The sequence below is a fragment of the Cupriavidus basilensis genome (assembly GCF_029335485.1).
GTDB classification, from domain to species: Bacteria; Pseudomonadota; Gammaproteobacteria; order Burkholderiales; family Burkholderiaceae; genus Cupriavidus; species Cupriavidus basilensis_E.
Window position 1 is genome coordinate 1 of record NZ_JARJLM010000502.1, and the last position, 10,843, is coordinate 10,843.

A 10,843-nucleotide genomic window follows, 5' to 3' on the forward strand; every position below is an offset into this window, starting at 1 on the left:
GCTCGACGCCGCCACCGCGCTGTTCGCGCAACACGGCGTGGCCGCCACCCCGATCAAGACCATTGCCGCGCATGCGGGCGTCACGCCGGCCCTGGTGCACTACTACTTCCGCGACCGCGACCAGTTGCTGGACGCGGTCGTCGACGAGCGCCTGCAGCCCCTGGTCGAACAGGTGTTCGTGCCGGCCGCCGCCGACAGCGCGGACCCGGCCGCCATGCTGATTGGCATTGCCGGCCGGCTGATCCGCACCGCGGCCGCCACGCCATGGTTCCCCGGACTATGGATCCGGGAGATCGTCGGCGCCGATGGGCAACTGCACCAGCGCGTGCTGCAGCGGATCGCGCTGCAACGCGCCGGCACCGTGATCGCCCCGCTGGCGGCAGCGCGCGCGCGCGGCGAAATCAACCCCGGGCTGGAGCCGCCGCTGTTGATGGTGTCGCTGATCGGCCTCGCGCTGCTGCCCCTGGCAACTACCCATATCTGGCGCCGGCTGCCCGGCGCCGAGGCGATTGACAGCGAAGCGCTGGTGCGGCACGTCAGCGCGCTGCTGGCGCATGGCCTGGTGGCATCAAGGCCGGCGGCGCCAGCCGCGCCGCCTTCCGCCTGAATCCAGCCCGCCAGCCACGGAGCCCGCATGCCACGCCAACCCTCGCTTGATCTCCTCCCATCCGACCCTCGCCGGGCCGTGCGCCCGCGGCCGCTCGCCATGCCGGCTGCCGCCATCGGCGCGGCGCTATTGTGCGCCTGCGGCGAGCCGGCGCCGCCGTCCTGGCAAGGTTATGTGGAAGGCGAATTTGTCAGCGTGGCGTCGCCCTTCGCCGGCCGGCTGGACCAGCTCTCGGTCCAGCGCGGCCAGCAGGTGGCGGACGGCGCGCCGCTGTTCGCGCTGGAGGCCGAGGACGAGCGCGCCGCACGCCAGCAGGCCCAGGAGCAGATGCGCGCGGCCGAGTCGCAGCTGGCCGACCTGCAGACGGGCAAACGCCCGCCCGAAGTGGATGTCAGCCGCGCACAGCTGCTGCAGGCGCAGGCGGCCGCCCTGCGCAGCGCCGAGCAACGCAAGCGCGACGAGAGCCAGTACGCCATCGGCGGGATCGCACTGGCGCAACTGGAAGAAAGCCGTGCCACGGCCGCTTCCGATGCCGCCCGCGTGCGCGAACTGCAGCACGGCATCGAGGTGGCCCGGCTGCCGGGCCGCAGCGCCCAGCAGGCTGCCCAACAGGCCCAGGTCGCCGCAGCGCGGGCGGCACTGGCGCAGGCCGAGTGGAAGCTGTCGCGCAAGACCGTGAGCGCGACCCAGGCCGGCCTGGTCTACGATACGCCCTTCCGGCCGGGCGACTGGGTGCCCGCCGGCAGCCCGGTGGTGCGGCTGCTGCCGCCCGGCAACGTCAAGGTACGCTTCTACGTGCCGGAGACCGTGGTTGGCGCGCTCAGGAATGGCGAGACGGTGCGCGTGCGCTGCGATGGCTGCGCGGCGCCCATCGCGGCCACCGTCAGCTACATCTCCAGCCAGGCCGAGTACACGCCGCCGGTGATCTACAGCAACGAAACGCGCAGCAAGCTGGTGTTCCTGGTGGAAGCGCGGCCCGCGCCGGCCGATGCGCCAAAGCTGCACCCGGGCCAGCCGGTCGAGGTGGCCAGGCCATGAGCGCGACCGTTGCCGCCGACGGACCGCAAGCGCCACGCCGCGCAGCCGGACAGCCCGGCGAGCCGGGGAAACCGGGCGCGCTGGCCATCGATGTACATGACATCAACAAGCGCTACGGCGACAAGCACGTTGTCGTCGATCTCACCCTGCAGGTCGCGCGCGGGGAAATCTTCGGTTTCCTCGGCCCCAACGGCAGCGGCAAGACCACCTCGATCCGCATGATGTGCGGCCTGCTGACGCCGGACTCCGGCTCCGGCTCCTGCCTGGGCTACGACATCCTGCGCGAGACCGCCGAGATCAAGCGGCGCGTGGGCTATATGACGCAGAAGTTCTCCTACTGGGACGATCTCTCGATCCGCGAAAACCTGGATTTCGTCGCGCGCGTGTATGGCATGCCGCGGCGCCGCGAGGCCGTGGACAAGGCGCTGGAAGACCTCGGCCTGGCCAGCCGCGCCCAGCAACTGGCCGGCGCGCTGTCCGGCGGCTGGAAGCAGCGCCTGGCGCTGGCCGCCTGCCTGCTGCACGAGCCGGAGCTGCTGCTGCTCGACGAGCCCACCGCCGGGGTCGACCCGAAGGCGCGCCGCGATTTCTGGACGCAATTGCATCAGCTCGCCGCGCGCGGCATCTCGGTGCTGGTCAGCACGCATTACATGGACGAAGCCGAGCGCTGCCATAAGCTTGCCTATATCGCCTACGGCAAGCTGCTGGCACAGGGCACGGCGAGCGAGGTGGTGGCCAGCCAGAAGCTGGTCACCTGGAGCGTCGAGGGCGAGCAGCTCTCCGCGCTGTCGGAACAACTGCAGGGCGAGCCCGGCGTGGAGCAGACCGTGGTGTTCGGCGGCGCGCTGCACGTCACCGGGCACGACGGCCCCGTCCTCGAAACCACGCTGCGCCGCATCGCCGGGCCCGGGCACCGGCTCGCGCCCATCGACACCAGCCTCGAGGATGTCTTCATCCACATGATGAGCCGGGCCGACGACAATATGCGCGCCGGCCAGCCCGGCAAGGGCAAGGACAGGGACAGGGAGACCAGGGCATGAACGGCTCCCGCTTCGCCTTCTCCCTGCAGCGCTGGTGGAGCATCGTGCTCAAGGAATTCCTGCAGCTGCGCCGCGACCGCGTCACCTTCGGCATGATCGTGGGCCTGCCCATCATGCAACTGCTGCTGTTCGGCTTCGCCATCAACACCGACCCGCGCCACCTCCCCACCGCGGTGATCGCCGCGGACCAGAGCGAGTTCACGCGCTCCTTCGTCGCGGGCATGCAGGCGTCCACGTACTTCCGCGTGGTGGGCACCCTGCCCGACGAAACGGCCGGCCGCGAGGCGTTGATGAAAGGCGACGTGCAGTTCGTGCTCAGCATCCCCCCCGATTTCACGCAGCGCCTGTTGCGCGGGGAGCGCCCGGCGCTGCTGGTGGAAGCCGACGCCACCGACCCGTCGGCCACCGGCGCGGCCGTGGCCGCGCTGGCGCAGCTGCCATACTCGGTGGCGGACAAGGACCTGCAGGGCGCGCTCGCGCACCTGGCGGGCGGCAAGCCGCCATTCGATGTCACGGTGCAGCACCTCTACAACCCCGAGGGCCTCACGCAGTACAACATCATCCCCGGCCTGATGGGCGTGATCCTGGCCATGACGATGGTGATGATGACGGGCCTGGCCATGACCCGCGAGCGCGAGCGCGGCACCATGGAAAACCTGCTGGCCACGCCGGTCAGGCCGCTCGAGGTGATCACCGGCAAGATCATTCCCTACATCTTCATCGGGCTGATCCAGTCCACCATCATCCTGCTGGCGGCGCGCCTGATCTTCCATGTGCCCTTCGTCGGTTCGGTGGTGGCGGTCTACCTGGCGGCGCTGTTGTTCATCGCCGCCAACCTCACGGTGGGCATCACGCTGTCCTCGCTGGCGCAGAACCAGTTGCAGGCCGTGCAGCTGACCTTCTTCTATTTCCTGCCCAACATCCTGCTGTCCGGCTTCATGTTCCCATTCCAGGGCATGCCGGGCTGGGCCCAGGCCATCGGCAACGTGCTGCCCATGACCTACTTCCACCGCATGATCCGCGGCATCCTGCTCAAGGGCAACGGCTGGACCGAGCTATGGCCCAATGTGTGGCCGATGCTGCTGTTCACCGTGGTGGTCATGACCATCGCGGTACGCTTCTACCGCCGCACACTGGATTGAGGGAGCCCGCCATGCAACCCTGGCCGCCTGTCCGGTCCACACCGCGCCGCGCCGCGCTCGCCATGCTGGCCGCGGCCACGCTGTCGGCCTGTGCCGTTGGCCCCGATTTCACAGCCCCGGCGGCGCCCGCCGCTTCCAGCTACACCGCCGGCGCGCAGCCGGTGCGCACCGGCGCCGCCGACGCGCCGCACGGCCAGGCGCAAACGCTGGAAGGTGGCACGGACGTGCCCGCGCAATGGTGGACCCTGTTCCGCAGCCCGGCGCTGGACCGCACCATCCGCGCGGCGCTCGACGCCAGCCCCACGCTGGCACAAGCCCAGGCCCGGCTCGAACAGGCACGCCAGGACCTGGTGGCCAGCACCGGCGCGCTGCTGCTGCCCCGCGTGGACGCAAAACTCAACGGCACCCGGCAGCAGGTCGATCTCGCCTCGGTGGGCATCACCGCCTTTCCCAACCCGGGTCCCTTCACGCTGTATGGCGCCAGCGTCCAGGTCTCCTACACGCTCGACCTGTCCGGCGGCCAGCGGCGCGAGCTGGAAGGCCTGCGCGCCGCGGTGGACTACCAGCGCTACGAGCTTGAAGCGGCGCGCCTGGCGCTGGCCGGCAACGTGGCCACAGCCGCTATCCGCGAGGCCGGCCTGCGCGCGCAGCTCGCCGATACGGAGGCCATCGTGCAGGCCCAGCAGCAGCAACTTGCCATCATGGAGCAGCGGCTGCGGGCCGGCGGCGTGGCACGGGTGGAGGTGCAGCGCCAGCGCAACGAGCTGGCGCAGAGCCAGGCCTTGCTGCCGGGACTGGCACAACAGATTGCCGCCGCGCGCCATCAACTGGCGGTCTACCTGGGGCAGCCGCCGGCCAGCGCCGAGCTGCCCGAATTCCGGCTGGACGACCTCACGCTGCCCGCCACCCTGCCGCTCAGCCTGCCCTCCGCCATGGCACAACGGCGCCCGGACATCCGCGCGGCCGAAGCGCTGCTGCACCAGGCATCGGCCAGTATCGGCGTGGCCACGGCACAGCTCTACCCGCAGCTCACCCTGTCCGGCAGCGCCGGCTCGCAGAGCTTGTCCGCGCGCGACCTGTTCGGCAGTTTCAACGTGTGGTCGCTGGCCGCCGGGCTGGTGCAGCCGGTGTTCCGCGGCGGCGAGCTGCTGGCCCGCAAGCGCTCGGCCGAGGCCGCCTACGAGCAAGCGCTGGCGGCCTACCGGCAGGCGGTGCTGCAAGGCCTGCGCGAAGTGGCCGATGCGCTGCGCGCGCTCGAAGCCGATGCCGGCACCTTGCAGGCCCGCGCCGACAGCGCCAGGCAGGCGCGGGACACGCTTGCCATCGTGGCCGGCCAGTACCGCCTCGGCGGCGTCAGCCAGCTTGCGGTGCTCGATGCCGAACGGCAATACTGGCAGGCGGCGCTCGCGCAGGCGCAGGCCACCGCCAGCCGCTTTACCGATTCCGCCGCGCTGCTGCAGGCGCTGGGCGGTGGCTGGTGGCAGGATCCGGCGTCCTCCCCGCGATAGGCCTGAAGGGCTGGCGAATCAGACCGGTCTGGCACGTGCTCGCACCGCCGGCATGCGAATGCTGCCGGCGGTCCTCGACGCCATCGCGAAGACCGCTCAGCCGTGGGAAAGCAGAATGGCTCAGCGTCCCAGAAACCCGCGCAGCCGCTTCACCCCGTCATCCAGCCTGGCCGCGTCGCAGGCATAGCACCACCGCACAAAGCCCTCCCCCTCATCCCCAAACGCGCTGCCCGGCGCCAGCCCGAGCCGCGCCTCGCGCACCAGTTGCTTGCACAGGGCGAGACTGTCGCTGGCTCCCGCCAGCCGGAAGAACACATACATGGCGCCGTCCGGCGCGTGCACGTCCACGCCCGGCACCGCGGCCAGCGCGCCCACCAGGTGATCGCGCGCCGCGCGCAGCCGCCCGACCAGGCCGCGCGTAAAGGCCTCGCCCTCGCGCACCGCCACGATGCCGGCCTCCTGCACGAAGGACGGCGCGCACGAGGTGTTGTACTCCACCAGCTTGCCGAGATCGTCGGTCAGCGCGGCGGGCAGCACCATCCAGCCCAGCCGCCAGCCAGTCATCAGCCAGGCCTTGGAAAACGAGTTGACGCAGATCACGCGCTCGTCGCGGCTGGCGATATCCAGGAAGGATGGCGCGATGGCGCCTTCGCCCGCATCGCCGCCGTAATACAGCCGCTCATAGACTTCATCGGCAATGATCCAGATGCCGTGGCGGCGGCAATGCGCCAGCACCGCCTGCTGGTCCGCGCGCGACATCACCCAGCCGGTGGGATTGTTGGGCGAGTTGATCATCAGCAGCCGCGTATCGGGCGTCAGCGCGGCCAGCAGCCTGTCGAGATCCAGGGTCCATCCATGCGCGCCGTAATCGAGCGAGACGGTTTCCACTTCCGCACCCAGTATCTTGGGTATCTCCACCAGGTTGGGCCACAGCGGCGTGACGGCAACCGCGCGGTCGCCGGGTCCGGCGACCAGTTGCGCGGCCAGCATCAGCGCATTGACGCCGGCGCTGGTGACCACCACGTTGTCCAGCGCCGTAGCGCCATGCAGCGCGCCGACGTAGTCGGCCAACGCGCTGCGCAGCGGCGCGATGCCGAGATTGTGCGTGTAGAAGGTGGCGCCGCCGGCCAGCGCACGGCTGGCGGCGTCGCGGATAAAGGCGGGCGTGACCTGGTCGGACTCGCCAAACCAGAACGGCAGCACGTCCGGCAGGCCGATGCCGGCGTTGGCCACCTCGCGGATGCGCGATGCGCGCAGGTGATGGACGGTGGCGCGGGCTGCGACCGGGGCGGGCGCGAAGCCGGACGGGCTGACGGACATCGGGACTCCTTGTGGCGTGAGGGTCATGCCGGCCCGGATGCCGAGGCGGTCGGCCCGTGTGGCGGCGGTTCAGCAAGCGTACCGCAAAGGCAGCCATTCGGGCCAATCGCGACAGTTCGCCGGCCTGCTCCCACCGACGGCGGCGGCCACCCGGCGCGCTCGGGGAATGCCCTAGGTCACTCCCAATCCTGTTGACAGTGCTGCGTCCATATCCTAGAACAACGTCTACAACTTCAATAGTTTTTGTAGACAATTTTGTATTCAAAATAGGAAATCGCAACGGACATCGAGCACGCCATACCGTGCTTCCCCCTGGCCAGCATCCGCCACTAGGAGAGATCCATGATGCAAGCAACCGCCACTCCAGCCCCCGCAACCGACGCCGCCGGCGCAGCCGACGAGCCCAGCCTCCATGGCAACGCGCTGATCAAGCCCGGCTACCATGAGCGCCTCACCAACGAAGACTTGGCGCCGTTGCGGCGGCAGACCTGGGGCACCTACAACATCTTTGCGTTCTGGATGTCGGATGTGCACAGCGTCGGGGGCTACATCACGGCTGGCAGCCTGTTCGCGCTGGGGCTATCGAGCTGGCAGGTGCTGGTATCGCTGCTGGTGGGCATCCTGATCGTGCAGTTCTTCTGCAACCTCGTGGCCAAGCCGAGCCAGGTCACCGGCACGCCCTATCCGGTGATCTGCCGCGCCTCTTTCGGCGTGCTGGGGGCGAATATTCCCGCCGTCATCCGCGGCCTGATCGCAGTGGCCTGGTACGGCATCCAGACCTACCTGGCATCCAGCGCCTTCCTGGTGCTGGCACTGCATTTCTTCCCTGCGCTGGCGCCCTGCGCCGACGCGAAGCTGCACGGCTTCGCCGGGCTCTCGGCATTGGGCTGGTGCGCCTTCATGACCCTGTGGGTGCTGCAGGCGCTGGTGTTCTGGAACGGCATGGAAACGATCCGCAGGTTCATCGACTGGGCGGGACCGGCCGTCTACGTGGTGATGATCGCGCTGGCCATCTGGCTGGTGCAGAAGGCCGGCTGGCAGAACGTCAACCTGACCCTGAGCTTTCTCAAGTACAGCGGCTGGGACGCGGTGCCGGTCATGCTGACGGCCATCGCGCTAGTGGTGTCCTACTTCTCGGGACCCATGCTGAACTTCGGCGATTTTTCCCGCTACGCCAAGCATTTCCACTCGGTCAAGCGGGGTAATTTCTGGGGCTTGCCGGTCAATTTCCTCGGCTTTTCCCTGCTCACGGTGATCACGACCTCGGCCACGCTGCCGGTATTCGGCAAGCTGATCACGGACCCCGTCGAGACCGTCAGCCACATCGACAGCACCTTCGCCATGCTGCTCGGCGCGTTCACTTTCATGACCGCCACCATCGGCATCAACATCGTCGCCAATTTCGTGTCTCCGGCGTTCGACTTCTCCAACGTCTCGCCGAAGCACATCAGCTGGCGCACCGGCGGCATGATCGCGGCGGTAGCCTCGATCTTCATCACGCCCTGGAATCTCTATCACAACCCGCAGGTCATCCACTACACGCTGGACGTGCTCGGCGCCTTCATCGGCCCGCTGTTCGGCATCCTGATCGCGGACTACTACCTGGTGCGGCGGCAGCGCGTCGTGGTGGACGACCTGTACACCATGAGCCCGCATGGCCGCTACTGGTACCGCAAGGGCTACAACCCGGCGGCGATCGCCACCATGATCCCGGCCGCCGCCATTCCCATCCTGTGCGTGGTGCTACCGGCGTGGCAGCAGCTTGCCAACTACAGCTGGTTCATCGGCATGGGCATCGCCCTGGCGCTGTACCGGCTGCTGGCGCCGCGCCTGATGCCCGCGCACTTCGACAAGACCACCTGAGATCGCCATGAAGCTGAAGATCATCAACCCCAACACCACGCAGAGCATGACCGACAAGATCGGGCAATGCGCGCGCGCCGTCGCCGCGCCGGCCACGCGCATCAGCGCGGTGAGCCCGCGCATGGGGCCGGCCTCGATCGAAAGCCACTATGACGAGGCGCTCTCGGTGCCCGGCGTGCTGGAGGAGATCCTGGCGGGGGAGCGCGACGGCGTTGACGCCTATGTCATTGCCTGCTTCGGCGACCCCGGCCTGCACGCGGCGCGCGAGCTTGCGCGCGGCCCGGTGCTTGGCATTGCCGAGGCGGCCATGCATGCGGCCAGCCTGATAGGCAGCAGCTTCAGCGTGGTGACCACGCTTGCGCGCACCTGCAATATGGCCTGGCACCTGGCCGAGCGCTATGGCATGAAGCGCTTCTGCCGCAATGTGCACGCCTGCGACCTGTCCGTGCTGGAACTGGAACGCCCGGGATCCGACGCACGCCGCATCATCGCAGAGCGCTGCCGGCTGGCGCTGGCCCAGGACCGCAGCGAGTGCATCGTGCTGGGCTGCGCCGGCATGGCCGACCTGTGCGAGGAAATTACCGACATCATCGGCGCGCCGGTCATCGACGGCGTGACCGCCGCCGTGAAAATGACCGAGGCGCTGGTGTCGATCCGGCTTGGCACCAGCAAGCGCGGAGACTGGGCACGGCCACTGCCCAAGCCCTATGCCGGCATGCTGGCGCCGTTCTCGCTCGGTTGACACGCGTGGCAGGACCGGCAGGAAGGACCTTGTCGCCGCAGTTGTGTACGATATGTCGGAATTTCGTCGCCAGTTTCGGCGACAGGCTGACTTACGCGTACCCAGATGGCAACAACCCGAAAGAAGGCGGCAACGGCGCCCGCGGCAACCGCAGCGGCGGACGGCGCAGCCGAACTGCCCGCTGCCGAGGCCTCGGCCAACGAAGCGATTTACCTCAACCTGCTCACCGCCATCATGGAGCACCGCCTGCTGGCGGGCACCAAGCTGGTGGAAGAGCGCCTGTGCGAAGTCACCGGCGCTAGCCGCGCGCGCATACGGCAAGTGTTTGCGCGCCTTGCGCACGAGAAGCTGGTGACGCTGGTGCCCAATCGCGGCGCCTTCATCGCCAGCCCCACGGTGGAAGAGGCGCGCCAGGTGTTCCAGGCGCGGCGCGTGGTGGAGCCGGAACTTGCCGCCGTGCTGGCCCGGCAGGCCACGGCGGCCAAGATCCGCAGCATGCGCCGCCACGTGCAGGAAGAAGACCATGCGCGCACCCGCGGCGACCGGGCCGCGGTCATCCGCCTGTCGGGCGAATTCCATATCCTGCTGGCGGAAATCGCTGGCAATGCGATCCTGGAGAAACTGATCCGGGAAATGGTCTCGCTGACCTGCCTGATCATTACGCTGTATGACCGGCCAGGCGCGCCTGCCTGCCCCGAACATGAGCACCGCAACCTGATCGATGCCATCGAGCGGCGCGATGCCGCCAGCGCCGCCGCGCTGATGACCGAGCACCTGCAGCATATCGAAGGCTCGCTCGACCTGACCGTGCGCGACAGTGGCGTGCCGGATTTCCACAGCATCTTTGCCAGGAGTTGAGCATCGCGCCTGCCTCGGCCAGTGCTTGCGCGCCGCCGGCACACGCTGATTCCGCCGATGGCCGCGGGCAGGCGGGAGATCGCCACGAGGACAAGGAAAGGCAATAAAAGTGCGAGGCGGAGCACCGCAAGGGGCGCGCCTCCGGCTGGCCGGCGGCTAGCGTCCGGGACCGTCCGGATCGCCCTGCTGGTCCCATCCCGGTTTCATCCGCAGGCCGAAGCTGCTGCGCGGCTGGGTATCGCGTTCCGGACGCAGTGCGTACTGGTCGTGGTTGATCTGCGTGCCTGCGGCGGATTGCCGGCCGGCACGCTGGCCGGCCGGTCCGGCCGCCTGCGGGGACGGCCGGGCGCCGGAGCGCGAGCCGGCCTTCGCAGGCGCACCCGCGTCGCTGGCGCCGGCTGCATTGGCCGGTGCCACAAGGACGGCCGCGCCGGCCAGGCCGACACAAAGCGCCGCCAGGGTAGGGAGTATGGATTTCACAGTTGCACAGTCACGCTGTCACAAGGCAGCGGCGCATCGCCGCCCGGCCGCGCCTCCGTGGGAGCGCGGCTGGAGCGGCAGGCGGCCGCCAGTTGCCGAAGCCGACATTGTGTCAGTTACCGGGCCTGCCGGGTAAAAACCGCCTGCAGCCTCGCTTGCAAGCGGGGCCGCAGGGTTGCCGCACCGCGCTTTACCGCGGCGCGGCCAGCCGCCGCCTGCCGTCGCCGCCCCCGGGCACCGCCTTG

10 protein-coding genes are annotated in these 10,843 nt (G+C 69.1%); 8 read left to right on the top strand and 2 right to left on the bottom strand.

The features are described from left to right. The 5 genes from P3W85_RS31045 to P3W85_RS31065 all read left to right on the top strand — a co-directional run. Nucleotides 1-607 (top strand): TetR/AcrR family transcriptional regulator (locus P3W85_RS31045; protein WP_276267577.1); only part of this gene is annotated, 607 nt, incomplete at its 5' end. 99 nt (nucleotides 608-706) lie between these two features. Continuing rightward, nucleotides 707-1,645: an HlyD family secretion protein gene (locus tag P3W85_RS31050; RefSeq protein ID WP_276267584.1), complete on the top strand. Its 939-nt coding sequence runs from the start codon at nucleotides 707-709 to the stop codon at nucleotides 1,643-1,645. After that, nucleotides 1,642-2,685 (top strand): ABC transporter ATP-binding protein, encoded by a 1,044-nt coding sequence (locus P3W85_RS31055; protein WP_276267578.1) that lies wholly within the window; start codon nucleotides 1,642-1,644, stop codon nucleotides 2,683-2,685. Before P3W85_RS31050 ends, P3W85_RS31055 begins: the two co-directional genes overlap by 4 nt. After that, nucleotides 2,682-3,827 carry an ABC transporter permease gene (locus P3W85_RS31060; protein WP_017223859.1) on the top strand — a complete coding sequence of 382 codons (1,146 nt, stop codon included), beginning with the start codon at nucleotides 2,682-2,684 and terminating at the stop codon, nucleotides 3,825-3,827. Before P3W85_RS31055 ends, P3W85_RS31060 begins: the two co-directional genes overlap by 4 nt. Before the next feature lie 11 nt (nucleotides 3,828-3,838). Further along, nucleotides 3,839-5,335 carry an efflux transporter outer membrane subunit gene (locus P3W85_RS31065; protein ID WP_276267579.1) on the top strand — a complete coding sequence of 499 codons (1,497 nt, stop codon included), beginning with the start codon at nucleotides 3,839-3,841 and terminating at the stop codon, nucleotides 5,333-5,335. 120 nt (nucleotides 5,336-5,455) lie between these two features. Here P3W85_RS31065 and P3W85_RS31070 read toward each other — a convergent pair whose 3' ends face one another. Next, nucleotides 5,456-6,655, bottom strand: a complete 1,200-nt coding sequence (locus P3W85_RS31070; protein ID WP_276267580.1) for a pyridoxal phosphate-dependent aminotransferase — start codon at nucleotides 6,653-6,655, stop codon at nucleotides 5,456-5,458. 342 nt (nucleotides 6,656-6,997) lie between these two features. Here P3W85_RS31070 and P3W85_RS31075 point away from each other — a divergent pair, with 342 nt between their 5' ends. From P3W85_RS31075 to P3W85_RS31085, 3 genes are all read left to right on the top strand, one after another. Then, entirely contained in the window at nucleotides 6,998-8,518 is a 1,521-nt protein-coding gene (locus P3W85_RS31075; protein WP_276267581.1) for an NCS1 family nucleobase:cation symporter-1, read from the top strand. Between the two features lie 7 nt (nucleotides 8,519-8,525). Then, nucleotides 8,526-9,260 (top strand): aspartate/glutamate racemase family protein, encoded by a 735-nt coding sequence (locus P3W85_RS31080; RefSeq protein ID WP_017227739.1) that lies wholly within the window; start codon nucleotides 8,526-8,528, stop codon nucleotides 9,258-9,260. Between the two features lie 105 nt (nucleotides 9,261-9,365). Then, nucleotides 9,366-10,118, top strand: a complete 753-nt coding sequence (locus tag P3W85_RS31085) for a GntR family transcriptional regulator (protein WP_276267582.1) — start codon at nucleotides 9,366-9,368, stop codon at nucleotides 10,116-10,118. A 156-nt stretch (nucleotides 10,119-10,274) separates the two neighbouring features. Here the strand turns inward: P3W85_RS31085 and P3W85_RS31090 are convergent, their stop codons facing one another. After that, complete coding sequence (locus tag P3W85_RS31090) at nucleotides 10,275-10,598, bottom strand: hypothetical protein (protein ID WP_276267583.1); 324 nt, start codon at nucleotides 10,596-10,598, stop codon at nucleotides 10,275-10,277. Nucleotides 10,599-10,843: the final 245 nt, after the last annotated feature.

What these genes read in the sequence shown, in the direction of transcription:
- P3W85_RS31050 (WP_276267584.1), top strand. Translation starts at nt 707, where the DNA reads ATGCCGGCTGCCGCCATCGGCGCGGCGCTATTGTGCGCCTGCGGCGAG.
- P3W85_RS31085 (WP_276267582.1), top strand. Translation starts at nt 9,366, where the DNA reads ATGGCAACAACCCGAAAGAAGGCGGCAACGGCGCCCGCGGCAACCGCA.
- P3W85_RS31060 (WP_017223859.1), top strand. Translation starts at nt 2,682, where the DNA reads ATGAACGGCTCCCGCTTCGCCTTCTCCCTGCAGCGCTGGTGGAGCATC.
- P3W85_RS31070 (WP_276267580.1), bottom strand. Translation starts at nt 6,655, where the DNA reads ATGTCCGTCAGCCCGTCCGGCTTCGCGCCCGCCCCGGTCGCAGCCCGC.
- P3W85_RS31065 (WP_276267579.1), top strand. Translation starts at nt 3,839, where the DNA reads ATGCAACCCTGGCCGCCTGTCCGGTCCACACCGCGCCGCGCCGCGCTC.
- P3W85_RS31055 (WP_276267578.1), top strand. Translation starts at nt 1,642, where the DNA reads ATGAGCGCGACCGTTGCCGCCGACGGACCGCAAGCGCCACGCCGCGCA.
- P3W85_RS31080 (WP_017227739.1), top strand. Translation starts at nt 8,526, where the DNA reads ATGAAGCTGAAGATCATCAACCCCAACACCACGCAGAGCATGACCGAC.
- P3W85_RS31075 (WP_276267581.1), top strand. Translation starts at nt 6,998, where the DNA reads ATGATGCAAGCAACCGCCACTCCAGCCCCCGCAACCGACGCCGCCGGC.